Source organism: Tateyamaria sp. (assembly GCF_059783535.1).
This window is the reverse complement of the sequence record NZ_JBYNDP010000003.1, coordinates 16,243-41,104: the sequence shown is the minus strand read 5'-3', so window position 1 is coordinate 41,104 and position 24,862 is coordinate 16,243. Positions and strand designations below refer to the sequence as shown.

22 protein-coding genes and 1 tRNA gene are annotated in these 24,862 nt (G+C 58.4%); 11 read left to right on the top strand and 12 right to left on the bottom strand.

Annotated elements, in window-relative coordinates; genetic code table 11:
* Positions 1-38: 38 nt before the first annotated feature.
* Positions 39-113: transfer RNA gene (locus tag AC6RA8_RS01260), tRNA-Phe, on the top strand.
* A 66-nt stretch (positions 114-179) separates the two neighbouring features.
* Here the strand turns inward: AC6RA8_RS01260 and AC6RA8_RS01255 are convergent.
* On the bottom strand, positions 180-1,358 hold the full coding sequence (locus AC6RA8_RS01255) for a tyrosine-type recombinase/integrase (RefSeq protein WP_500350313.1): 1,179 nt from the start codon (positions 1,356-1,358) through the stop codon (positions 180-182).
* An 87-nt stretch (positions 1,359-1,445) separates the two neighbouring features.
* On the opposite strand from AC6RA8_RS01255, the gene AC6RA8_RS01250 reads away from it, so the two are divergent.
* Positions 1,446-2,522: a tyrosine-type recombinase/integrase gene (locus AC6RA8_RS01250; protein WP_500350312.1), complete on the top strand. Its 1,077-nt coding sequence runs from the start codon at positions 1,446-1,448 to the stop codon at positions 2,520-2,522.
* Between the two features lie 336 nt (positions 2,523-2,858).
* Here AC6RA8_RS01250 and AC6RA8_RS01245 read toward each other — a convergent pair whose 3' ends face one another.
* From AC6RA8_RS01245 to AC6RA8_RS01235, 3 genes are all read right to left on the bottom strand, one after another.
* Positions 2,859-4,847, bottom strand: coding sequence for an ABC transporter permease (locus AC6RA8_RS01245; RefSeq protein ID WP_500350311.1), 1,989 nt, complete (start codon positions 4,845-4,847; stop codon positions 2,859-2,861).
* Positions 4,847-5,863 carry a quaternary amine ABC transporter ATP-binding protein gene (locus AC6RA8_RS01240; protein WP_500350310.1) on the bottom strand — a complete coding sequence of 339 codons (1,017 nt, stop codon included), beginning with the start codon at positions 5,861-5,863 and terminating at the stop codon, positions 4,847-4,849. The genes AC6RA8_RS01245 and AC6RA8_RS01240 overlap by 1 nt, the downstream gene beginning before the upstream one ends.
* A gap of 98 nt (positions 5,864-5,961) precedes the next feature.
* A complete protein-coding gene (locus AC6RA8_RS01235) occupies positions 5,962-6,903 on the bottom strand; it encodes an ABC transporter substrate-binding protein (RefSeq protein ID WP_500350309.1) in 942 nt (313 codons plus the stop codon).
* 284 nt (positions 6,904-7,187) lie between these two features.
* Here AC6RA8_RS01235 and AC6RA8_RS01230 point away from each other — a divergent pair, with 284 nt between their 5' ends.
* The 4 genes from AC6RA8_RS01230 to AC6RA8_RS01215 are packed head-to-tail and all read left to right on the top strand — an operon-like array spanning position 7,188 to position 12,225.
* The gene (locus AC6RA8_RS01230; protein WP_500350308.1) at positions 7,188-8,438 is read left to right on the top strand and encodes a sarcosine oxidase subunit beta family protein; all 1,251 of its coding nucleotides are present in this window, start codon (positions 7,188-7,190) and stop codon (positions 8,436-8,438) included.
* Positions 8,439-8,451: 13 nt separating this feature from the next.
* Positions 8,452-8,724, top strand: a complete 273-nt coding sequence (locus tag AC6RA8_RS01225) for a sarcosine oxidase subunit delta (protein WP_500350307.1) — start codon at positions 8,452-8,454, stop codon at positions 8,722-8,724.
* Complete coding sequence (locus AC6RA8_RS01220; RefSeq protein ID WP_500350306.1) at positions 8,721-11,666, top strand: sarcosine oxidase subunit alpha family protein; 2,946 nt, start codon at positions 8,721-8,723, stop codon at positions 11,664-11,666. Before AC6RA8_RS01225 ends, AC6RA8_RS01220 begins: the two co-directional genes overlap by 4 nt.
* Complete coding sequence (locus AC6RA8_RS01215) at positions 11,659-12,225, top strand: sarcosine oxidase subunit gamma (RefSeq protein ID WP_500350305.1); 567 nt, start codon at positions 11,659-11,661, stop codon at positions 12,223-12,225. The genes AC6RA8_RS01220 and AC6RA8_RS01215 overlap by 8 nt, the downstream gene beginning before the upstream one ends.
* On the opposite strand, the gene AC6RA8_RS01210 is transcribed toward AC6RA8_RS01215, so the two are convergent.
* Positions 12,222-13,202 (bottom strand): GlxA family transcriptional regulator, encoded by a 981-nt coding sequence (locus tag AC6RA8_RS01210; protein ID WP_500350304.1) that lies wholly within the window; start codon positions 13,200-13,202, stop codon positions 12,222-12,224. The two genes, AC6RA8_RS01215 and AC6RA8_RS01210, sit on opposite strands and share 4 nt — an antisense overlap.
* Before the next feature lie 144 nt (positions 13,203-13,346).
* Between AC6RA8_RS01210 and AC6RA8_RS01205 the strand changes: the two genes are divergently transcribed.
* Positions 13,347-13,976 carry a helix-turn-helix domain-containing protein gene (locus tag AC6RA8_RS01205; protein ID WP_500350355.1) on the top strand — a complete coding sequence of 210 codons (630 nt, stop codon included), beginning with the start codon at positions 13,347-13,349 and terminating at the stop codon, positions 13,974-13,976.
* 2 nt (positions 13,977-13,978) lie between these two features.
* Here AC6RA8_RS01205 and AC6RA8_RS01200 read toward each other — a convergent pair whose 3' ends face one another.
* The 6 genes from AC6RA8_RS01200 to AC6RA8_RS01175 all read right to left on the bottom strand — a co-directional run bounded on the left by AC6RA8_RS01200 (position 13,979) and on the right by AC6RA8_RS01175 (position 19,584).
* Positions 13,979-15,046: a heme-dependent oxidative N-demethylase family protein gene (locus tag AC6RA8_RS01200; RefSeq protein WP_500350303.1), complete on the bottom strand. Its 1,068-nt coding sequence runs from the start codon at positions 15,044-15,046 to the stop codon at positions 13,979-13,981.
* Positions 15,043-16,026 carry a PDR/VanB family oxidoreductase gene (locus AC6RA8_RS01195; protein WP_500350302.1) on the bottom strand — a complete coding sequence of 328 codons (984 nt, stop codon included), beginning with the start codon at positions 16,024-16,026 and terminating at the stop codon, positions 15,043-15,045. The genes AC6RA8_RS01200 and AC6RA8_RS01195 overlap by 4 nt, the downstream gene beginning before the upstream one ends.
* The gene (gene dmmA, locus AC6RA8_RS01190) at positions 16,023-16,619 is read right to left on the bottom strand and encodes a dimethylamine monooxygenase subunit DmmA (RefSeq protein ID WP_500350301.1); all 597 of its coding nucleotides are present in this window, start codon (positions 16,617-16,619) and stop codon (positions 16,023-16,025) included. The genes AC6RA8_RS01195 and dmmA overlap by 4 nt, the downstream gene beginning before the upstream one ends.
* 58 nt (positions 16,620-16,677) lie before the next feature.
* A complete protein-coding gene (locus AC6RA8_RS01185; protein ID WP_500350300.1) occupies positions 16,678-17,829 on the bottom strand; it encodes an aminomethyl transferase family protein in 1,152 nt (383 codons plus the stop codon).
* 156 nt (positions 17,830-17,985) lie between these two features.
* Entirely contained in the window at positions 17,986-18,159 is a 174-nt protein-coding gene (locus AC6RA8_RS01180; RefSeq protein WP_500350299.1) for a hypothetical protein, read from the bottom strand.
* A gap of 21 nt (positions 18,160-18,180) precedes the next feature.
* Positions 18,181-19,584, bottom strand: coding sequence for an ammonium transporter (locus AC6RA8_RS01175; protein WP_500350298.1), 1,404 nt, complete (start codon positions 19,582-19,584; stop codon positions 18,181-18,183).
* A gap of 203 nt (positions 19,585-19,787) precedes the next feature.
* Here AC6RA8_RS01175 and AC6RA8_RS01170 point away from each other — a divergent pair, with 203 nt between their 5' ends.
* From AC6RA8_RS01170 to glnT, 4 genes are all read left to right on the top strand, one after another.
* Positions 19,788-20,717, top strand: a complete 930-nt coding sequence (locus tag AC6RA8_RS01170) for a class II glutamine amidotransferase (RefSeq protein ID WP_500350297.1) — start codon at positions 19,788-19,790, stop codon at positions 20,715-20,717.
* On the top strand, positions 20,718-21,395 hold the full coding sequence (locus AC6RA8_RS01165; RefSeq protein WP_500350296.1) for a protein GlxC: 678 nt from the start codon (positions 20,718-20,720) through the stop codon (positions 21,393-21,395). It begins immediately after the preceding gene.
* 10 nt (positions 21,396-21,405) lie between these two features.
* On the top strand, positions 21,406-22,749 hold the full coding sequence (locus AC6RA8_RS01160; protein WP_500350295.1) for an FMN-binding glutamate synthase family protein: 1,344 nt from the start codon (positions 21,406-21,408) through the stop codon (positions 22,747-22,749).
* 72 nt (positions 22,750-22,821) lie between these two features.
* Positions 22,822-24,156, top strand: a complete 1,335-nt coding sequence (gene glnT, locus AC6RA8_RS01155; RefSeq protein WP_500350294.1) for a type III glutamate--ammonia ligase — start codon at positions 22,822-22,824, stop codon at positions 24,154-24,156.
* A gap of 161 nt (positions 24,157-24,317) precedes the next feature.
* Here the strand turns inward: glnT and AC6RA8_RS01150 are convergent, their stop codons facing one another.
* Positions 24,318-24,710, bottom strand: a complete 393-nt coding sequence (locus tag AC6RA8_RS01150) for a hypothetical protein (protein ID WP_500350293.1) — start codon at positions 24,708-24,710, stop codon at positions 24,318-24,320.
* Positions 24,711-24,862: the final 152 nt, after the last annotated feature.

Below are 24,862 nucleotides of genomic sequence, written 5' to 3'. Positions count from 1 at the left end.
TTATCACGCGCCCACCCGAAGCGTCAGGCTTCACCCGTGCCCGGGTAGCTCAGGGGTAGAGCAGTGGATTGAAAATCCTCGTGTCGGTGGTTCGATTCCGCCCCCGGGCACCATTCAAATCAATGACTTAAGAGATTTCATGTTGGGTGCGGTCAAATGCATGTGTAATTCATGTGTAATCAAACCGAACTTTTCGACTTTAGCTTGCGGACATTGCTTTGCAGAGTGCCGTTGACCCGCCCTTCCAGCCGATCCATTGCTGCTTCGATGTGCGACCCGCTTTGATGCGCATAGCGCGCAACCATTGACAACGTCTTGTGACCAGAAATTCGCTGGACTGTGGGTAGGTCTACACCCGCCTGAACCAGATGCGTCACCGCCGTATGGCGAAGGGTGTGAGGAGTGATCTGGTCAGGATCAAGTTCAGCGCGTTCAGCAGAGCGACGAAAGGCCTTACGGATCGTGTGGACGTGGCCGGTGGCGCTTCCTGGAGAGGGAAACAACCACTCACAACCGAGCGGCAACATATCCATGCGTCTTTCAAGATACTCGGCCAGTTCGCGTGTGATGGGTTGCTCGCGAGATCCTGCTTTGGCCTGAGGAACCCATATCACTCGCTTCTTGACGTCGACGTCTTCGCGACGGATCGCGAGAATCTCCGCGTGGCGCATCCCTGTGTGGAGACCGACCATTACGAAGGCATGTACATTTTCGTTGTGATCCGATGCTGCCCCATCCAGCAGAGCAACGCACTGATCATCCGTTAGGTAAACGATCCGCTGGTTGTCTTCCTTGAAGCGACTAATCTTGACCGACTTGCTCTTGATCCATTTCCACTCGACTGCCCTGTTCAGCAGATGGGAAAGCGTGGCCAGTTCCCGATTCACGGTCGCTTTTGCTGCACCCTCAGAGCAGCGACCCTTTTTGTAGCGTTCGATGTCGAAGGATTCGATGGCACTCAGAGGCTTCGCAGCAAGAAATGGGCCCAAGTGCTGCCTTAACTGGCGCTCTTTAGTGGCGATGTTTTTTCCGTCACTTTCCCGAAGTCTTTGAACGTAACGGTTTGCGGCTTCTACGAAGCTCAGTGGCGTCTTGCGCCCTTCAGGCAACTCAAGGCGCTGACGGCGTGCATCGGTGCGGACTTGGGCAATGAAATCTTCTGCCTGTTTCCTCGTCACGCCTTCGGACTCCCGACCAATCACGCGATGAATGCGCCTACGGTCCACCATGACGTTGACCGAAAAAACTCCATCGCCGTTGGAATCGCGGCGGAAGGTTATCCCATGTTCTGTTATGGAGGACCCTGACTTCAGACTGCGGATGGCAGGACGTGTCAGTTTTGAGAAGCGAATAGCCATTCCCGCGAACCTTTAAAATGGAATTTCGCTGTCTAAAGGAGAGTAGCATTCCCCTCTTGGATAGTGACTTTGAGGAGCAAGACGAAAATGGTCAAATTCAACGCGGAAAATGAACGGATAAAGCGCGACTACACAGAGTTTCTGCGCGAAGCCGATCAAAAGTCCGAAGCCACCGTGCGTGGGGTCGAAAAAGCAATCCTACGCTTCGAAGAATACACTGGCTTCAAGAAGTTTGGTAGTTTCAATCGCGATCAAGCAAAGGGCTTCAGGGTGGCATTGAGCGCTCCGATCGACGAAGGAAAGCGCCTCGGAAACTCGACTGTTCTTTCGACGTTGAAAGCGGTGCAACGATTCTTCCGGTGGCTTTCGGTGCAGCCCGGTTTCAAGTCTAAGATCGACGCGAACGCGATCGCGTATTTCAACCTCTCGGGAAAAGACATTCGAGCGGCAACTTCTTCGCCTAATAAACCATCACCGACAATGGATCAGTTGAAGCGCGTGTTGGCCACCATGCCCTCCGAGACGATTTTGAACAAAAGGGATCGTGCCGTCTTTGCCCTATTGATGCTAACAGGCATTCGCGACAACGCTGCGGCTTCGCTTTTGTTGCGGCATGTGGATGTAGACCGTTTGATGATCGTTCAAGATCCCAATGCTGTGCGCACCAAAAACAGCAAGCTGATCGAGTCGGTGTTTTTGCCCCTCGGTACTGACGTCGAAGAGGCATTTCTTTCATGGGTGTCGTACTTGCGTGACGATCGTGGGTGGAATCCCGACGATCCGCTGTTTCCACAATCCAGGCAGCGGATTCATCCTCAGAAGGGTCCGATAGTAGACGGCATCAAAGCTCAAGTTTGGTCCGGTTCCCGACCAGTGCGAGAGATTTTCAAGCGTGCATTTCTCGGTGCTGGCTTGCCCTACTTCACCCCACATCGGGTGCGAAACACTGTAGTCGAGTACGCATATCTCACATGCAGAACACCTGAAGAGTTCAAGGCCTTTAGCCAAAATCTCGGTCACGAAAGTGTCGTCACCACACTTTCCAGCTATGGACAAATTCCTCTTGCGCGTCAGCGTGAACTGATCCGCAATGCCGGTAAGGGCAAGGACTTGGACACAAAGCTGGAGCTATTGCTAGAAAAACTGGACAAGTCGGTAATTTGAACGTCCGCTTCCTGCCGTACAGGGGGCGCTCAGCAGAATTGGGAATATGACTGAGTTGAGAAGAAAGTTGCCATTTAACTTGTCCAGATGAATGCTTGGCTCGATGGCTTTGGAACGCGATTTTATCCACCTCATAGTAAGCACACAGTCGCTTTGCGCGTCGCGCTTGGGTCCGAATACTAAAAGCGAACGGTTAGCTTTGGCCATTGAAGTCCAGTTGGCACTCAGACACTTTCAAATCTGGACTGGAGAGTATGAGCACTCACATCTCTAAAAAACGAGGTGCCGGCCAAAATCCATATCCCAACCAGATCCATCTGTTCCGATTGATCTGTCTCAGTCAGGCAATCCAAGAGCCTTCTTTCGATCCGTCGCCCATTTCATGATCGTAAGATCAAATGTCAGCGCCATGAGCGACACGCAAATCCCCAGAACAAAGTTCTTGCCCAGATCCGTGCCTGCCAGAGTGCGTTGCAATTCCTGGCCCAAATCCTGCGTGCCGATAAAGGCTGCGATAATGACCATGAAAAACGCAAACATGATGGCTTGGTTGAACCCCACTGCCATCGTCGGCAACGCCAAAGGTAACTGCACTTTCAGCAGCTTCTGCATACGTGTGGCACCTGACATGTCGGCGGCTTCCGTCATCTCTGACGGCACCGTTCGCAACCCTTCAATCGTGTAGCGGGTCAGTGGCACCATCGCAAAGATCAGGATCGACATCACAACCGATGTTGCCGTGATGCCGAACAGCATGATGGCCGGGATCAGGTAGATGAAACTGGGAAAGGTCTGCGCCGTGTCGCAGGCCAGCAGAACCCGGCGCGACCATTTTTCGGAGCGGGAGGCGGCAATGCCTAGCGGCACACCGATCAACAACGCCAGCATGACGGCTGAAATAACAGAATAGAGCGTGATCACCGACCGGTCCCACCACCCGGAAAGTGCGACAAGGCCAAAGAAAATCGCCGCGTAGATAGCGGGACGTTTGCCTCCAAGAGACAGCGCAAAGGCCACCACCAGCAGGATGAAAGCGGGTGTGGGAATCGACAGCAGAAAGTCACGGAACGGGTTCAGGATCCAGACATTCAGCACATACCGGATGGATTGTGTGGTGTTCTGCACTGGATCGAAGGCAAGGAACGCTTTGATCGCCGTATCGATCTCCTTGCCTTGGCTGAAGTTCTGCTTGCGTCCGATTTCGGCAAAGACCTGCACGAACTGCGCAGCGACGCAGAAGAAGACAAAGACGGCGATGCCCGTCAGCAGGTAGATATGTCTGCGCCACCAGGGCGTGTTACGCTCGAAGTGCTCTGGTTGCTTGACCACCCAGGCCTTCGACATCCGGTCCAGCATCACCGCCAGCAGCACGATGGTCACCCCAATCTCGAAGGAGCGCCCCAACTTGAAGCTGCCCATCATTGCCAGCAATTTGGCCCCCAAGCCGGGCATGCCGATGAAGGCGGTCAGAACCACCATCGCCAGGCACAACATGATCACCTGGTTCACACCCACGAGGATTTCTGTCCGCGCCGATGGAAGATACACGTGGCGCAGAAGCTGCCACTTGGTGCAGCCGCTCATGTTGCCCGCCTCGACCACTTCGGACGGCACTTTTTGCAGTCCAAGCGTTGTCATCAGGATCATGGGCGGGATGGCGTAGATCGTCGTGGCGACGGCCCCGGCGGTGGGCCCCACCTTGAAGAATATGACGGCGGGCAGCAGGTAAGTGAAGAAGGGCAGCGTCTGCAGCACCGATAGGATCGGCTTGATGGCCCGATTCACGGCTGTGTATTTCCATGCCAGGATGCCAAGGCCCAGACCGATGAAGAACGCGAGCGGGGCAGCGACCATCAGCACCGACATGGTTTCCATGGCGATTTTCCACTGACCGATCAGGGCCGTCCAGATAAACGTGCCCGCGCCCAGTACCGCCATGCGCCAGCCGCCCAGATAGTAGCCAATCACAGCGGCGACGCCTGCCACTGCCGTCCAAGGGATTGGGCCAATGTGCGGCCATCGGCGCTTGCCGAACATCAGATTGGCTGTGGCGTCCAACAGCCACTCCAACCCTTCGGTCAATGTGCGCGTAAGGGCCAAAAGGCCCAAGTCGTCCTTCACAAAGTTAAAAAATACATCCAGCCATGCGGCAAAGGGCGGGATCAATGCGTCAGGGATGCGATGCAGCGCTTCCGGCAAAAGCCCGCCATAGCGCAGAATGGTCAAAAGAACGGCCGCGATCAGAAATACAGAGGCCCACTTGCCCCGCGTCCATTGTGCGACGCCGGAGGTATCTGATTTCAGATCGCTTGCGATATCGGCCATCAGCTGGCCTCCAGCAGGATTTCCAACGCCGCCGCACGATCCATCCCGCCGATTATCTGGCCGCCTTTGGCGACGGGGATGATCGCGCGAGTGTCCTGCACCAGCAGGCGCGCAAGGTCCTGAACGGACGCCGTTGCGTCCACTGGGTCACCTTCGCCGTTGGTGCCTTCGTGTGCCAAAACACCGGCATGGACCACGCGGGCCTTGTCGATCTCCTCGGTGAACTTGCGGACATATTCGGTGGCGGGGTTCAGAACGATCTGGTCGGGCGTGTCGCATTGCTCGACTGCGCCGTCCTTCATGATGGCGATCCGATCAGCAAGGCGCAGTGCCTCGTCGAAATCGTGGGTGATGAAGACGATGGTTTTGCCCAACATGCCCTGTAAGCGCAGGAACTCATCCTGCATCTCGCGCCGGATCAGCGGATCAAGCGCCGAGAATGGCTCGTCCAGAAACCAGATGTCCGGTTCGATGGCGAGGCTGCGGGCAATGCCCACACGCTGTTGTTGGCCGCCCGAAAGCTCGCGCGGGAAGTATTCTTCACGCCCTTCAAGGCCCACCAGTTTTACAACTTCAAGCGCCCGTTCGCGGCGTGTGTGCTTGTCCTGTCCGCGCATCTCAAGCGGGAAGGCCACGTTCTCCAGCACCGTCCGGTGCGGCAGCAGGCCAAAAGACTGGAACACCATACCCATCTTGCTGCGACGCAACTCGATCAGTTCTTTTTCGGAGAGGGACATCAAGTCTTGCCCTTCGACCGTCACTGTTCCGCCCGTGATGTCATGCAGGCGCGAGAAACAACGCACCAGCGTCGATTTGCCCGATCCCGACAGGCCCATGATTACCAGCATCTCACCCCGGTTGACCTCGATGGAGACATCCTTGACCCCGGCAATGTAGCCATCGGCCTGGATGTCATCGAAGCTGTGCCCGGCAGGCATGGACTTCAGGTATCCCTTGGGATCAGGGCCAAAGATCTTCCACGCGTTCTTGCAGGAAATCACGGTGTCGGCGGTCATTTATGCTCTCTCCTCACCAGACTGAACGCCGGTGTTCAAAACGCCCGCCCGGAGTGTAACCCCGGACGGGCGCAAGGTCTCAACAAATTCTGAAGACCTTACGAGGTCCAGCCTTGCCAGACGTCCGGGTTGGCTTCCAGCCACTCGGCTGCTGCCTCTTCGGGTTCCATCTCCTCTACGTCGACCAGACGTGCCATTTCAGCGATCTGGGGGTTGGTGAAAGAGATTTTGGTAAGCACGTCATAGGCCGCTGGCCACTTGTCTTTCATCCCGTCCCAAGCGGCCTTTTTCAGATAGCCGTCAGCAGGGTTGCCGCAGTCATAGAGCGCGTCCTTGTTCGGGCCCACGGCGGGGTCTTTGTCGCACCCGTCGACCCATGTCGGGAATTCGACAAATTCACCGGGCCAGACGGCTTCGGCAAAGTTGGGCGTCCAATTGAACACCACAACAGGGCGTTTGTCCGCTTCGGCGGCGCCGATCTCTGCCCAAAGGGCGGCGGCGGAACCCGCGTTCACAACGACAAAGTCCATGCCAAGCGCTTCAACGCGTTCCTGACCGTGCTTGAGCCAGTCCACCGGCCCATCCAGATACCGGCCCTTGTCGCCAGTTTCGGCGGTCGCAAAAAGCGCGGCACAGTCGTTCAGCGCTTCCCAGCTTGGCAGGCCCGGGCAGGCGTCCTTGGTCCACATGGGATACCACCAGTCTTCGCGCGTGACCGCGTCGTGATCCCCGGCATCATGCAGACCACCCTTTTCCAAAGCCGCACGGAAGGACGCGCCAAACGCACCCTCCCAAACTTCCAGCTCCAGCGTTACGTCACCGAGGCGCACCGATTCATACACAGCCTGACTGTCGGTTGTGACAAATTCGACATTGTTGCCCATGGACTCAAAGATCTGGCCGACCACGTGGCTCATCACGATCTGTGACGACCAGTTGTGGATCGGGATCACGATCGGATCGCTGCTGTCTTCGGCCAGAAGCGCCATTGGCGCAAACGCCAAAACGCCCGCCGTCAACGCAGTTGTAATCTTGTTCATTGATAGTCTCCCTAGTGGTGTACCGCTGTGTCGCGGCTTGATCATCACGAATGGCTGTCTTGTGCAGGGTTCGAAATCGAATCCGAACATGCGCCATTTCTTGGTGCCAACACTCTTGCATTATTTTCCTATCAAGCAAGTTTTTTTCTTGTTGAGATGATTTTGTGATATCCGTACGAGCAGTAAATCTGTGGCGAATGTCCGATTTCAGATGCTGCGTGTCGCATCTCAAACTCATTTTTTGCAAAAAACTGACGTAGGTGTGGGGCAGGGGGTCCGATTCCATGCGTTATTCCGGGTTCAAGGTGATAAAAGAGGCACTAACCGGCCACAAAGGCTGGAAGCCGGCATGGCGTGATCCAGAGCCGCAGGCGCATTACGACATTGTCATCATCGGTGGCGGCGGTCATGGGTTGGCTACGGCCCATTACCTCGCATCGGTCTACGACCAGAAGCGTGTCGCCGTGATCGAAAAAGGCTGGATTGGCGGCGGCAACGTGGGCCGCAACACCACCATCATTCGCTCGAACTACCTGCTCGATGGAAATGAGCCGTTCTATGAGTTCTCTCTTAAGCTTTGGGAGGGGCTGGAACAGGATCTGAACTACAACGCCATGGTGTCCCAGCGCGGCATCATGAACCTGATCCATTCGGACGCCCAGCGTGATGCGTTCATCCGGCGCGGAAACGCCATGATCTTGAACGGGGCGGACGCCGAATACCTCGACCTTGACCAGATCAAGAAGGAGTACCCGTTCCTTAACTTCGACGACGCCCGTTTCCCGATCAAGGGTGGTTTGGCGCAAAGGCGCGGTGGCACCGTGCGCCATGATGCAGTCGCCTGGGGCTATGCCCGCGCCGCCGACAGCCGCGGTGTCGACATCATTCAGAATTGTGAGGTCACGGGTTTCCGCGTCGAAAATGGCAAATGCTTGGGTGTCGAGACGTCCAAGGGGTTCATCGGTGCGGGCCGGGTCGGTTGTGCCGTCGCGGGCAACTCAAGCCGGTTGATGACCAAGGCCGGGATGCGGTTGCCAATTGAATCCCACGTGCTGCAAGCCTTTGTCTCCGAAGGGCTGAAACCTGTTCTACCCGGTGTGATCACCTTCGGCGCGGGTCACTTCTATGTTTCCCAATCCGACAAGGGCGGGCTGGTCTTTGGCGGCGACATCGACGGCTACAACTCCTACGCCCAACGCGGCAACCTGCCGGTGGTCGAGGACGTGTGCGAGGGCGGCATGGCCATCATGCCGATGATTGGGCGTGCGCGGCTGCTGCGCATGTGGGGCGGGATCATGGACATGAGCATGGACGGTTCGCCCATCATCGACCGCACGCATATCGACGGACTCTATTTCAATGGCGGCTGGTGTTATGGCGGGTTCAAGGCCACGCCCGCCTCCGGCTACGCCTTTGCCCACCTGCTGGCACGTGACGAGCCGCACGAGACCGCCACTGCCTACCGCTTTGACCGGTTCCGCACCGGTCACATGATCGACGAAAAAGGGATGGGCAATCAGCCCAACCTGCATTGAGGGGCCGCACGACATGATCATCAACCACCCCCTGCTTGGCCCGCGCGACAGCGCAGAATTTGTTTATCTTGGCGCCGCCGACTTGATGAACCGCCCCGACCCGGAGACAGCCAGTGCTGACGACTGGCACGACTATGCGTATTTGCGCGATAATCCAGCGGGCATGCATCGCGAGTTGTGGTTTCATGAAGGAGGCGACAGGTCGATCTTGATCGTCACACGCGACACCACCACGCACGAGATTTCGTCCGTTGAGTTGGCCCGTAGGACGGGGGCACAGGCATGACCCAGCAAAACAGGCTCGCCGGCGGTCAGTTGGATCGCAAGACAACGATCAGCTTCACCTTCGACGGCAAAAAATACACTGGGCATCGTGGGGACACGCTTGCATCGGCTCTGCTGGCCAACAACGTCCGCCTCATGGGTCGCTCGTTCAAGTATCACCGGCCGCGTGGCCCCCTGACTGCCGGATCGGAAGAGCCCAACGCGATTGTCGAATTGCGCAGTGGCGCGCGGCGGGAACCCAACACCCGCGCTACAACAGCAGAGCTGTTTGATGGCCTGGCAGCCACATCGCAGAACCGTTGGCCCAGCCTTGCCTTCGACGCCATGGCGATCAACGACCGGCTGTCGAATTTCCTAACGGCAGGCTTTTACTACAAGACCTTTATGTGGCCCGCAGCCTTCTGGGAAAAGCTGTACGAGCCGATCATCCGCAAGGCGGCAGGTTTGGGGTCACTGTCGATGCAGGCGGATCCGGACGAGTATGACAAGGGCTTTCGTCACTGTGATCTGCTGATCATTGGGGCGGGCCCTGCCGGGCTAAACGCAGCCTTGACCGCAGGGCGGGCGGGCGCGCAAGTCATCCTCGCAGATGAGGATTTCCGAATGGGAGGCCGTCTGAACGCCGAGACGTTTTCCATCTCGGACATGGCATGTGCCGATTGGGCCACGCAAGTAGTGGCGGAACTGGCATCGCTGCCCAATATCCGTTTGATGGCGCGAACCACTGTGATCGGCGCTTTCGATCACGGCATCTATGGTGCCGTCGAGCGGATCAGCGACCACCTCGCCACACCGCCCAAGGGCAAACCCCGCCAGATCCTATGGCGCATCTACGCCAAGCAGACCTTGCTCTGTGCCGGGTCAACGGAACGGCCCATCGCGTTCGACAACAATGACCGACCTGGCATCATGCTGGCTGCGTCCCTGCGCGCCTATGCAAACCGTTGGGCCGCGACACCGGCCCGCCGTGTCGCCGTTTTCACCAACAATGACGACGGGCACCGCACAGCACAGGACATGCATGCCAAGGGCGTCAAGATCGCCGCCGTGATCGACACCCGTCCAGACGCACCACGCAGCCACGACTACGAGGTGCTGCAGGGCGCGCAGGTCAACGACACCAAGGGTCGTCTGGGCCTCACCTTTATCGAGGTGACGCAAGCTGACGGCAGCACCCGCACCATCGAATGCGGCGCCCTGGGCGTGTCCGGCGGATGGAACGCCAACGTGCACCTGACCTGCCACCAACGTGGGCGCCCCGCATGGAATGACGATTTAGCCGCCTTTGTCCCTGCGGGGACACTTCCACCAGGCATGGCGGTGGCAGGCGCGACCATGGGGAACTTCTCAACCCACGGTGCGCTCAAATCTGGCGCGGATGCCGCCCGCAAAGCGCTTGGCCTCAAAGGCCGCGCGCCCGCTGTGCCCGAGGCCGAAGATGCCCCGGTCACCCAGACGCCGTTCTGGTATGTCGAAGGCTGCTCTCGCGCGTGGCTTGACCAGCAGAACGACGTGACCGTCAAGGATGTGAAGCTGAGCCATCAGGAAGGCTTCCGGTCGGTCGAGCATCTTAAGCGGTATACCACGCTGGGCATGGCGACCGATCAGGGCAAGACGTCGAACATGGGCGGGCTGGCCATCATGGCCGAGCTTGCGGGCAAGTCGATCCCCGAGGTCGGCACCACCATCTTCCGTCCGCCTTACACCCCCACCGCCATCGGTGCGTTCGCAGGCCGGATGCGGGGAATGGAGTTCCACCCAACCCGCCTGACGCCCTCGCATTACTGGGCGGAAGAACGCGGCGCGGTGTTCGTCGAGGTCGGCAACTGGCTCCGCGCCCAGTGGTTCCCGCTGCCCGGCGAAACCCACTGGCGGGAGTCGGTGGACCGCGAAGTCGCGGCAACCCGCGCATCGGTCGGCGTGTGCGACTGCACCACGCTGGGCAAGATTGACGTGCAGGGCACAGATGCAGCCACCTTCCTGAACAAGGTCTATTGCAACGGCTTTGCCAAGCTGGCGGTGGGCAAGACCCGCTACGGCCTCATGCTGCGCGAGGACGGGATCGCCATGGACGACGGCACCGCCGCTCGTCTTGCCGAGGACCAGTTCGTCGTCACCACCACGACCGCAAACGCGGCCAAAGTGTATCAACACATGGAATTCGTACGCCAATGCCTGATGCCCGATGCGGATGTGCAGCTGATCTCAACCACCGAAGCCTGGGCACAATACGCGGTGGCCGGCCCCAATTCGCGCCGCCTGTTGCAAAAAATCGTAGACCCCGACCACGACATCTCGAATGAAGGCTTCCCTTTCATGGCCTGCGCCAACATCACGGTTTGCGGCGGCCTGCGCGCGCGGCTCTTCCGCATCTCCTTCTCGGGCGAATTGGCTTTCGAAATCGCCGTGCCCGCCCGCTACGGCGACGCGCTTATGCGGAAGCTGATGGCAGAGGGTGAGGAGTTCGACGTCACACCATACGGCACCGAAGCGTTGGGTGTGATGCGCATCGAAAAGGGGCACGCGGCAGGCAATGAACTCAACGGCACAACTACCGCGCTGAATCTCGGAATGGGACGCATGGTGTCCAAGACCAAGGACAGCATCGGGTCGATACTGTCGGAACGGCCCGGCCTGAACGAGGCGGACGCACTGATGCAGGTCGGCCTGCGCCCGGTCAAACCCGACGACAAGGTCACAGCGGGCGGCCATCTGATGAATGCCACCGGGCCCGTCGATGCAAAGCACGACCAGGGCTACGTCACCTCTGCCGCCTTCTCGCCCACGCTAGGCTGCATGATCGGGCTCGGCTTTCTCAAGGATGGCGGCAACCGCACCGGCGAAACGTTGCGCCTCGTCTCGCCGGTAACAGATCTAACTGTCGAGGTCGAAGTAGTCTCCGCCCATTTTGTCGACCCGGAAGGAGAACGCGTTCGTGCATGATCTGACCCCCATCACCGCCCTCGGTGGCACGGCACCCCGCGTGGATACCGTTGCAGACGTGACGTTGACCGAAGTCCCAAATGTCGCGCTTGCCTCTATCGCAGCACGGATCGGGCAGGAAAGTGCGTGTGCGAAAAAGCTCAAGATCTTGTTGGGTGCTACAGTACCGGAACCCGGTCGCGCAGCCGTCGGCAGGGACTACGCCGCGGTGTGGACAGGACCGGACCAGTGGATGCTCAGTGCCGATTTCGACACGCACGAAGACATTGCAGCCGAGGTTAAAACCCATTTGTCCGACACGGTGTCCGTCACGGAACAGACTGACGCATGGGCCTGCTTTGACCTGACAGGTCCACGGATCAATGCCGTGCTCGAACTGATGTGCAACATCGACCTCACGCGCTTTGATGCAAGTCACGCCACGCGCACCTCGATCCACCACCTTGGCTGCTTCGTCATATGCACCGAAGCCGGACAGTCGGTCCGCATCCTTGGCCCGCGTGCATCTGCCGGGTCACTGCACCATGCCATAACAACGGCAATGGCCGCGGCACTTTAGGCCGGTGGCAGCGGCACGTTGCCCTGCACACGGAACGAATTGATCTGCTTGCGATCCTCTTGCGGACTGACACCAAACGCAGTTCGGTAATGGGCGATCAGCGGTGTGGCAGAGGTGTAGCCAACGGCCTGCGCGATGCTTTGCATATTCTGCTTGGAATACAGCACCAGCTGGCGCGCCGCCTTCATCCGCATACCGCGATAATAGTGCGTCGGGCTCTGTCCCGTCGCCCTTTTGAAAGCACGTTCCACCTGGCGCGGGGTCACTTGCACGGCCTGCGCCACCTCAGCGACAGAAATCGGATGCTCTATATGCTCAGCAAACAGGGCGACCGCGTCCGCCACAAGATCTGGCAAATCAGGCTTCGCGCTTGGACGCATCGGGATGCGCTGCTGCACCCCTTCGCCGCGCATGGTCGCATGCTGAAACCAGCAGGCCACCTCATGCGCGACGTCCGCCCCCAACCGATTCTCGATTAACCGCAGTGCCAGATCAAAGGCAGATGCTGCACCCGACACCGTGTACCGGCGCCCATCCATGCTGATGACATCATCCGTCATCTCGATGTCGGGAAAGGCGCTGCGAAAAGCCGCCTCATAGCACCAATGGACAGAACATCGATAACCGGCCATCACGCCCGCACGGACCAACGGGAACACGCCGCCGCTGATCGCTCCCAAGACGACGCCATGCCGATCCAGCCTGCGCAATGTCGCATTGCCTGATTTCGGCGCGTCAAAAACGCTATTCGGCGCACCCAGAACGAACAGGATGTCTAGGTCCGACACATCGGCTAGCTTGGCCTCGGGCTCAAAGACGACACGCGCGCTTGAAGTGGTTGGTGCTCCGGTTTCGGAAATGACGTGCCAGTCAAAAACAGCAGTGCCCACAATCTCGTTCGCCGCGCGCAAGGGTTCGATGATGGATGTCAGACACGCCATCGGAAAACCCGGGAAGATCAGAAACCCGATCTGCATTGTTTCACTGTCATTCAACTTTTGTGTTCTCTCGGGAAAAAAACAGCTTATGATACTCAACTATAGAGGCAAAACGGAATTGTTTACTGGCACTTGGGTGCCTAGAAAGCGGACGGCGTGAACATAGAGAAAAATGACGCGGAAATGGTCAGCAAGCTTACTCAAGACCCGCATAGAACGCGCGACGGCGAACGCGAAAAGGTGCTGGAGGTGGCCATCGGGCGGGAAGTCCGATCGTTTCGACGTCAGCAGGAAATCACCGTGGCCGAACTGGCGCAGATCACCGGTTTGTCGATCGGGATGCTGTCGAAGATCGAGAACGGCAATACTTCACCGTCCCTGACGACACTGCAACTTTTGGCCAATGCGCTGTCGGTGCCGCTGACCAGTTTCTTCCGTCGGTTCGAGGAAACCCGCCTCGCGGTGCACACAAAGTCCGGCGAAGGCGTGTCTATCGACCGCGAAGGCACACGCGCGAACCATCAATACAACTTGCTCGGCCATATCGGGGCAAACGCCTCTGGCGTCATTGTCGAACCCTATCTGATCACGCTGACCGCTGAATCGGATGTTTTTCCGACCTTCCAGCACGGCGGGATCGAGACCATCTACATGCTTGAAGGAGAAGTGGATTATCGCCACGGCGACGATGTCTACCCTCTCAAACCAGGTGACACGCTATTCTTTGATGCAGATGCACCGCACGGGCCGGAAAAGCTGGTCACTCTTCCCGCACGCTACCTATCGGTTATCAGCTACCCGCAGAACACCTGAAATCACTTCTCGAGAGGTGGCTCCGTGTCAAAATCTGGCCAAACACCTGGCGAAGTGGGCAACCCATCATCGAACTGCGACAAGTAATCCAGCATCATTGGCCGGTTGTCGATGAACCCTTTGTAAGTCGCCAGTTCCACAGGCAGATCGCGCACAACCCGGTGCAGACGGCGGCCCCATTTCGGCATTGCCATCAGATCCTGGAAGCTGCACAGGTAGCAGCGGATTGGAAACACCAGAGCGTTTGACCGGGGCAGGCGGAAGAACGTCTGCAACTCGACCCGCAGATGCTGTTTCGCGCCAATGTTCTCGGGTGTCAGCGTCGTCTTCTGAATACCCCACTTGTGGTAGTTCTCGGGGCTGGTGTCGAGCAACGGATTGACCGTCATTGTCCAGTTCAGACGCCGCGCGGGCGCGCCCTGCTGGATGTTCAGCAGGAACTTCAGCGCCCGAACAAAGATGCCCTTTTCATGCGCCAGCGGCACCGGCGCGTGCCATTCAAAGAAGTTCATGCCGATGTCGAAATCCAGGCTCCAGTCCGCCTGCGTTGTCACCATCCCGGCATCCATCCACAGGTTGTTGTCGCGCTGATCCAGCACACAGAAATCGCCCTGCGTTTGGCGTGTGATGTATTCCATTGGGCCATAGGGCAGGGTGGTGTCATCAAGGAAAGTAAACGTGTCATCAATGCCCAGGGGCTTGTTCACCCAGCGCCATTGATCACCATCGCGGTGCAGCTCGAACAGGTCCGGATAGTCTTCGGACTTCGACACCATGATCAGCTCCAGCAGGTCCCAGCCTGCCAGCGTCATGTGTGGCAGCGACTGGCACCGCAGCGGATCATCCGCCAGCACCATCGCCCGGTCGCGCATCTCGGACACATAGTGTTCGTCCACATCGAACCGCTTTTCGTAAACCGACCCTTCGGGCCCGCCCCGGTGCTGCTCCATGTTGACGGCATACATGTAGCTGTCTTCGTGGAACGGAAACGGAAAGCGTTTGATCGCCCAGTCCGAGTTGTGAAACGAATAATCGTCGCGGAACGTCTCGTCGTTGAATTGAATGGTCATCGCTCAAGCTCCAATGTTCCGATAAAGCGGCTGACGCAGGGCATGATCTTGTCCCCGCTGGCGTGCTGGCCATCGTCCAGCCAGTGGTCGCGGTGCACAAAGTCACCATCCGCGCGCACAACATCTGTTTCGCATTGCCCGCAGGACCCGCCACGGCACAGGAACGGTGCCTCGACCCCGGCGCGCTCGATGGCTTCCAGAAGGCTCTCGTGCTCGCCCACAGTGATGGTCTTGTCAGACTTGCACAGGCGCACTTCGAACGGCACACCGGGCGCAGGCGCCAGGAATTCCTCGGAATGCACATGGGCGTCGGGCCACCCCGCAGCGTCAGCCGTCGCGTGCACCCAGTCGATCATGCCTTTTGGGCCACAGACATAAGCGTGCGTGCCCAACGGTTGCCCGTCCAACAGGTGTTCCAGATCAATCGATTGGCTTTGATCGTCGTAGTACACATGCACCTTGTTGGGATGCTTGTAGGTCAACTGATCCACATAAGTGCCCAACGCTTCCGTCCTGCAGGCATAGTGCAATTCCCAAGCCCCGCCCATACGCTCAAGCTGAGCAATCATCGACATGAACGGGGTGATGCCGATGCCGCCCGCAAAAAACACATGCTTGCGTGCGCGCAGATCGAGCGAGAACAAGTTCACCGGATAGGTGATTGTCATTTCGTCACCCACCGACACATTGCGGTGCATGAACAGTGACCCGCCCCGCCCCTCGTCATCGCGTCGCACGGAAATGGCGTAGGTGGTCAGATCGGCCGGGTCGGACATCAGTGAATAGGGGTTCAGGCGGGTGCGATCCCCGTCCTGCATGCTCACAACTGTATGCGCGCCGCCGGAAAAAGGCGGAAACTGCGCACCATCGCGGCGCTGAAATTCGAACCGGGTGACTAGGTCATTGAGCGGAACAACGGCCGATACGACAACGTCGATCTTTTCGGCTCCGGGCTTGGCTTTCTGCGGGGCGGCGCTCATTCGTAGATCCCCTTTGGCTCGGGCACATTGCCGTGGTCTTCGGCGTCAACGCGCACACCCTGATACGCAGCCAAGCGGCGCGAGTAGTGGTCGCGCACAAACAGGTTCAGCCCGCAATGGCTGCACACAAACGGGTCGGTTTCCACGTCCTCGGTGATGCCCTTGCAATGAACGCACTGCATGCGGCGCGCGACGGACCCGCGATGCTCGGTCTGAATGGCGGTGTGCGGGATGCCCGCCTGCATCGCTTCGTTTTGGGCCTGGCCCATCAATCCTTCGGTGCCGGTCAGATAGACCTGCAATCCCATATGCGCATCCTGCAAGACCCGGCGGATGCGCTGGACCGATGCGGCATAGGTGGGCCCTTCATAGAATTGCGCCGGGTTCAACGCGCGCAGCTTGTCTGCGAAATCGCAGCCGCGGGGAATGTAGATGATGTGAGTCTTTGCCATCAATTCCGGCGTCGCGATGTCCAGAATGGCCTCGGCCCCTTCGGCATCCGCAATCATCAGATGCCCTTTGCCTGGTCGCGCCTCAAGCGTGCCGTAGACCGGCCTGCTCTTGATCGACGGGGGAAATTCGAATTTCGACATACCTGTCCTCGTCACGTGTAAAGGGCGCGGGTGTTTGACACCTGCGCCCTTTGAAAAATCAGCCTTTGGCGGTGCGGATCGACTTGTCCTTGTCATAGAATGGCATTTCCTCCGCCGTCGCAGCCAGTTCGGTGCCGTCAGGCTGAACCACAGTCAACTTCGTGCCGGGGCTGGCGACCGACGGGTCAAGCCGCGCGATAGCGACCGAATAGCCGTTCAACTCGGATGACAGGCCATAAGTGATGACGCCCACATCCTTGCCGTCGTGGTGAACCCGCGCAAACATCTCCATTTGGTCCATGGCGTCGCCTTCCAGCTGCACACCATAAATCTTGAACCGTTCCTTGCCCTTCATGGCATAGTGGTTCTCGGACCCGATGAACCCTTCCTTGCCGGGCGACACGGTGAAATCGAGGCCCAGTTCCCACAGGCTGTCGCCCGCAGGTGTCCCGTCTTCGAACGGGAAGGTTTCGGAGTTGTCGCCTGGGTAAAACAGCAGATAGCTCTCGATCCGCAGCATATCGAGTGTCGAGAATTGCGTGGGGCGCACATCGTCGCCACCGGCCTCAAGAACGTTGTCCCAAATGTGGACTGCATCCTTGGCACGGCAGAAAATCTCATACCCGCGTTCACCGGTGTAGCCAGTGCGCGAAATCATAACGTCACGACCGTAAAGGCGGGTCTGCATGATTCCGAAATAGGCCAGATCCCGAATGCCGGGGATGTCCTTTGCCAGAATGTCGACCGCCTTCGGCCCCTGCAGCGACATGTCGTGCAGATCATCATCCATGATCACTGAACAGTTCTTGGCTGCCGCCACGGTCGTCAGCTGCTCCATGCCGATACCGGTGCCATGCACCACCAGCCATGAGTTCACGGCGATGTGGTAGATGACGCAATCGTCAACAAACAGCCCACGATCATCCAGCATGCAGGCATAAACGGCGCGGCCCGGCGCGATTTTTTCGACGTTGCGTGTCGTAACCCGGTCGATCACATAGGCCGCGTCCTCGCCAACCACATGCACCTTCTTAAGACCAGATACATCCATCAGGCCGGCCTTGGTGCGGATCGCCTCGTAGTCAGCTTTAGCGCGCTCGGGCGTGTTGTCGTAGAACCACGCCGTACCCATGCCATTCCAGTCTTCCAGCTCTCCGCCGATTTCGGCGTGACGTCCGGCAAGTGCCGAGGTTCTCCATAGAATGGCCATGGTGTTTTTCCCTGTTCGTTATGAGTCTTGTTACGGCGTATTGAGCCTCAGCCCATTTTGAAAAGCAAGAATGCGATGCAACTTTTTTTCCTGCTGGGCAAATATTGAATAGATAAGGGGCGACCGCCGGCCGCCCCTCGCACACGTCTGGCGTGCTTACTTCTCGTATTGCTTGGTCTTGGCGCTTTCGGTCTTTTGTCCAAACACCAGCACTGCCACGCAGATCAACATTGCGATCAGGGTGTAGAGGCCCGGCATGCTACCGCCCCAACCCATGAACATGGCCCCGTCGACCACCGACCAGCTTGCTTCGTCATATGGAAAACCCATGATTTCGTCCTTTCTGTTCGATTACTCGCCGGGCGCCAGGTTGATTCCTGGTGCGGGGATGCCTTCGGGGTAGCCCTCAGCCGGAACTTTCACCATGTCCATGCCAGCTATTTCCGCGCCTTCGGGGATGCGCAACATGCCGAACATCTTCAGGATGTAAGACACCACATATCCGGGCACGAACCCGAGCAGGAAGAACACAATCGCGCCCACGATCTGACCCATTAGGCTGATGGTCGGCACTTCGCCCGCAGCTCCTTGTAGTGCAGGATAGCCCGAGGCAAACACGCCCAGCAGGACCACACCGTACAGACCGATCGTCCCGTGCACCGTTACCGCACCCACTGCATCGTCGATGCCGCGGTTTTCAAGCCACGTGGCACAAGGCTTCAGGATCACACCAGCCGAGAAGGCCACGATGAACGTCAGTGCAGGGTAGTAGATGTCGAGACCGGAGGCAGTGGAGATGATCCCCGCCAGCGCACCCGACATCATCCAGAATGGATCACGTGTCAGCACCCAGGCGCCTATGATGCCACCTGCAACGGCCATCAATATATTGAAGGCCAGCGCTGAAAGGGTGATCGGTGTGCCGTAGATGGTGGACGGTTTGTCCGCAAACCAGCTCCACGCTTCTCCGGGCACGATCACGCAGGCCATGAGGAAGCCCCAGAAGCCCACAATGATCAGCATCAGGCCCGTCACCGTCAGCGGCATGTTGTGCCCTGCGATGTGGTTGGCCGTGCCATCGGCGTTGAACTTGCCGATGCGCGGTCCAAGGTTGATGAGAACGCCAAGGGCAAAGAACCCGGCCACCGCGTGCACAAGGCCCGCTGCACCAAAGTCATGCACGCCCCATTGCGTGACCAGCCAGCCATCTGCGTGCCAGCCCCAAGCGGCGGCCACGACCCAGGCAAACGACCCAAGCACGACGGCCAGGATCACAAAGCCCACGGTCTGGATGCGCTCGATAACCGCGCCGGACATGATCGAGGCCGTTGTGGCTGCAAACAGCGCAAAGGCCCCAAAGAACACGCCAGATGCCTGATCCGCGATGTTCGGCCCCATGTACTGCGCGCTCTCGCCCCAGCCCCATGCGATGGCATTGGCATATTCCACGCCCGAGATGCCTGCGGGGCCTGCTGCGCCGGGCAGCCCGGTTGGGAAGCCCCAATAGACCCACCAGCCGAAGAAATAGAAAGTCGGGATCATAAACGCGAAGGCCAAGATGTTCTTGACCCCCGAACTCAGCACGTTCTTGAGGCGCGACGCCCCCATCTCATAGGCCAGAAACCCCGCATGAATGATGATCATCAGCGGGATCGTCAGATAATAGAATGTTTCGGCAAACATGGTGTTGGTCACACCACCCTTGCTTTGCAGCGCGGCAATCTGGGCCGTCAATTCTGCGATTTGCTCTTCCACGATGAACCCCCGTGTTGGACTGTTGGCTTCGTGCGCCGTCGTATGCAGTGCGCGACGCTGGCCAAATTGAAACACGACACGTTTCGTCTGGCGACTCTTTTTTTAACTGCAGTGAAAAATAGTTTCCCATTGGTTGAGCATGTGATGTAACGATGCTAGCGTTCGAGTCGAACGACAGATCACTTTTTGGGAGGGCTTTCGCCATGTGCGGGATTGTCGGACTTTTTCTGAAGGACGCCGCGTTGGAACCGAAACTTGGCGACATGCTTACGGACATGCTGATCACCATGACGGATCGTGGCCCCGACAGCGCCGGGATCGCAATTTATGGTGATGAAACAACGGGTAACGCAAAGCTGACGGTTCAATCGAACACACCGGATGTCGACTTTGACAAGCTCGACAATGACTTGCGCAAGCGGGTCAAAGGCAAGGTGTCGATGGACATCAAGGACACCCATGCAGTCCTGTCACTCCAAGCCGATCAGGTGAAAGAAGCGCGTGAAATCCTGTCTGAAATCCGCCCCAATCTGCGGGTCATGAGTCATGGTTCCACGCTCGAAATCTACAAAGAGGTCGGACTGCCCAAAAATGTGGCAGAGCGCTTTGCGATCCGGCAAATGTCCGGAACGCACGGGATCGGGCACACCCGAATGGCGACCGAGTCGGCGGTGACAACAATGGGCGCACATCCGTTCAACACCGGAATTGACCAATGCCTCGTGCACAACGGATCGCTGTCCAATCACAACTCGCTGCGTCGCAAACTGCGCCGCCTCGGCGTGCACATTGAAACCGAAAACGACACCGAAGTGGGAGCGGCCTACCTCACCTGGAAAATGCAGACAGGATCGACCTTGGGCGAAGCGCTGACATCCAGCCTTGATGATCTCGACGGGTTCTTCACATTCGTTGTGGGCACAAAGGACGGGTTTGGCGTCGTGCGTGACCCGATTGCCTGCAAACCAGCGGTCATGGCCGAAACTGATCAATATGTGGCCTTTGGGTCGGAATACCGGGCACTCGTGAACCTGCCCGGTATCGACACCGCCAAAGTGTGGGAACCCGAGCCCGCCACCGTCTATTTCTGGTCGCACAATGCGGCCCCAACCGCGCAAGAGAAAGCGGCATAAATGCAAACATTTGACTTGGAAGCGCAGGGGCTTCGTGCGCTCAATTCCACCCTGCACGCGCAGTCGGACAACACCAACCAGACACATTGGGAAATCGTGAACCCCAAGGGCAGTCACGCCATCGCCGTGGGTCTGGATGCGCCGATCGAGGTGAACATCAAGGGCTCAACCGGTTACTACTGCGCGGGCATGAACAAGCAGGCGACCGTGCATGTACATGGCTCCGTCGGTCCGGGTACGGCCGAAAACATGATGTCCGGCACAGTCATCGTGGAAGGGGATGCCTCGCAATATGCCGGGGCCACGGGTCATGGCGGCACGCTTGTGATCAAGGGCAACGCCTCGTCGCGCTGCGGCATCTCGATGAAGGGGATCGATATCATCGTGCACGGCAATATCGGGCACATGTCGGCGTTCATGGCGCAGTCGGGCAATCTGGTCGTCTGTGGGGATGCGGGCGAGGCACTGGGCGACTCACTTTATGAAGCGCGTCTATTTGTGCGCGGCTCAGTGAAGTCGCTCGGTGCCGACTGCATCGAGAAAGAAATGCGGCCAGAACACATCGCCATTCTCGAGGAATTGCTGGAACGCGGCCATTGCGACGCCAAAGCGTCTGAATTCAAGCGCTACGGCTCGGCCCGCAAACTCTATAACTTCGACATCGACAACGCGTATTGAGGGGCGAAACATGAAAGACGATCAAAACGGCGCTCCACGCACAATGCCGATCCAGTCGGCCACGTTCTCCAATCCCGTGAACGCCGAAATCCGACGCGCGGCGGCCACCGGTATTTACGACATCCGCGGGGGCGGGGCCAAACGTAAGCTGCCCCATTTCGATGATCTGCTGTTTCTGGGCGCCTCCATTTCGCGCTACCCGCTCGAAGGCTATCGCGAGCGCTGCGATACCAATGTCACGCTCGGTACACGGTTTGCCAAAAACCCGATCCAACTCGACATTCCGGTGACGATTGCGGGCATGTCCTTCGGCGCTCTGTCCGGCGGTGCGAAAGAAGCACTGGGTCGTGGGGCCACTATGGCGGGTACGTCAACGACAACCGGCGACGGTGGCATGACCGAGGAAGAGCGCGGCCATTCCAACAAGCTTGTCTATCAATACCTGCCTTCGCGCTATGGTATGAACCCCGACGACCTGCGCCGCTGCGATGCGATCGAGATTGTCGTGGGTCAGGGGGCCAAGCCCGGCGGCGGCGGTATGCTCTTGGGTCAAAAGATCAGCGACCGTGTAGCCGAGATGCGCAATCTGCCCAAGGGGATCGACCAGCGCTCGGCCTGCCGTCACCCGGACTGGACGGGGCCCGACGACCTCGAGATCAAGATCTTAGAACTGCGCGAGATCACCAATTGGGAAAAGCCGATCTACATCAAGGTTGGCGGGGCGCGCCCCTATTTCGACACCACGCTTGCGGTCAAGGCGGGCGCTGATGTGGTTGTGCTGGACGGGATGCAAGGTGGCACGGCGGCAACACAGGACGTGTTTATCGAACATGTCGGCCAACCCATCCTCGCGTGCATCCGCGAAGCTGTGCGCGCGCTTCAAGATCTCGACATGCACCGCGAGGTTCAGCTTGTTGTGTCGGGCGGTATCCGTACGGGCGCGGATGTGGCCAAGGCCATGGCCCTTGGTGCGGACGCAGTGGCCATCGGCACCGCCGCCCTAATCGCGCTTGGGGACAATGATCCCAAATGGGAGGCCGATTACAACGCCCTTGGTACAACGGCAGGCGCATATGACGACTGGCACGAGGGCCAGGATCCGGCGGGCATCACCACGCAGGATCCGGAGTTGATGGCTCGCTTTGACCCTATCGAGGGCGGTCGGCGGCTTAACAACTACCTCAAGGTCATGACGCTGGAAGCCCAGACCATCGCACGGGCCTGCGGTAAGAACCATCTGCACAATCTTGAGCCTGAGGACCTTTGCGCCATCACACTCGAAGCGGCGGCGATGGCGAAAATCCCCCTGGCGGGTACCGACTGGTACCCCGGGAAACCCGGCACATCATATTGATCACCAAAACGAAGGGCGCGGCCACCACGGTACGCGCCCTCATCACAAAAGAAGACCAACAGGAACCGACAGATGACGACTGATCTTGCAAAGTTCGCCGCGGATAACGGCGTCAAATACTTCATGATTTCCTTCACCGACCTCTTCGGCGGTCAACGGGCCAAGCTGGTGCCCGCCCAGGCCATCGCCGACATGCAGGAAGAGGGTGCAGGCTTTGCGGGCTTTGCTACCTGGCTCGACATGACACCGGCCCATCCCGACATGCTGGCGGTGCCAGATCCGTCCTCGGTCATCCAATTGCCGTGGAAGCCCGAAGTGGCATGGGTGGCTGGAAACTGCGTGATGGAGGACGAAGACGTCGCTCAAGCCCCCCGCAACGTGCTGCGCCGCCTGATCGACGAGGCCGCTGCAGAGGGTTTGCACGTCAAGACCGGGATCGAAGCTGAATACTTTCTTATGACACCGGACGGCAGCCAGATCAGTGACGAATATGATACGGCGGCCAAGCCCTGCTATGACCAGCAGGCCGTGATGCGCCGCTATGACGTGGTGCGTGAGATTTGCGACTACATGCTCGATCTGGGCTGGGGTCCGTACCAGAACGACCACGAAGACGCGAATGGTCAATTTGAGATGAACTGGGAGTTCGATGATGCGTTGCGCACTGCGGACAAGCATTCCTTCTTCAAGTTCATGACCAAATCCGTGGCTGAAAAACACGGCTTCCGCGCGACCTTCATGCCCAAACCGGTCGAGGGTCTGACCGGCAACGGCTGCCACGCCCACATCTCTGTCTGGGACGCCGCTGGGCCCGATGCAAAAACCAATGTGTTCGCCATGGAACCCAATGAAAGCAGCCAGACGGCCGAGTTGGGCCTGTCCGAAAAAGGTCGCCACTTCCTTGGCGGGATCATGAAACACGCCAGCGCATTGGCTGCGATCACCAACCCAACGGTCAACAGCTACAAGCGCATCAATGCGCCACGCACCATGTCAGGAGCTACATGGGCACCCAACACGGTGACATGGACCGGCAACAACCGGACCCACATGGTACGCGTGCCGGGCCCTGGCCGCTTCGAATTGCGGCTGCCGGATGGGGCCACGAACCCCTATCTGCTGCAAGCGGTAATCATCGCGGCAGGCCTCGACGGTATCCGCAGCGAAGCCGATCCGGGCAAGCGCCATGACATCGATATGTATGCCGAGGGGCACAAGGTGCGCGGTGCGCCAAAGCTGCCGCTGAACATGCTGGATGCGATCCGCGAATACGATAAGGACAAGAGCCTCAAGGCCGCGATGGGAGAAGAGTTCTCGGCCTCTTACATCAAGATGAAGACGCAGGAATGGAACGATTTCACGGCGCATTTTTCGCAGTGGGAAAAGGACAATACGCTGGATATCTGAGTCTGTCCCCGCGGGGACAAGCTGTTCGCAGCCGTTACCATATCTGAACGTTTTTGGCATTCTCGCGCAGGATCAAACACTTGGTTCTGCGCGCGTTGCGTTTGCCGGATTCTAACCACGTTTTTGGCATGCTGACGCCGCAGGTAGGCGGTCGCCGGTTCCTAGCGCAACCAGCCCGTTCTTTGTGCGATGGTGGCGTACCAAAAGAGGGCGGCGCCGACGAGCAACGCAAGGAACGTACTCGGGGCCATCCCGACCACCGAAATCGTCTGGATCACTGTCAGTCCAATCGCCAGCAGTGACACCGCAAGGGCTGTCGTGGCCATCCGACGCCGCAAGAGCAACAGGATGCAGCCGAGCGCGCCGCCAAAAACGGCAAAACCGAAAGCGAGCGTGGCCCAGAGGGGGCGGGCGGCGATAATCAGCTGATACAACTCGGGCATTTGGGCGACGGCATCTGCGTTCATCTGGGTGATGAAGTTCAGACATCCCATCAGGTTCCAAGCCAGACCCAAGCCAGCGATGATCCAGAAACTGAAATGTGGTTTCACCATGTGTGAACCTGTCTGTCCCATCCCATGAATACGCCCAATCCGAACACCAAGCACGTGCAAAAGTCACCAAATTATTTTCACTGTAGTTCAAATTAGTTGACTTGCAGGGGTGATAGCGGTCGAATTGAAGGGAAGCAAAAATCGCCAGGAGA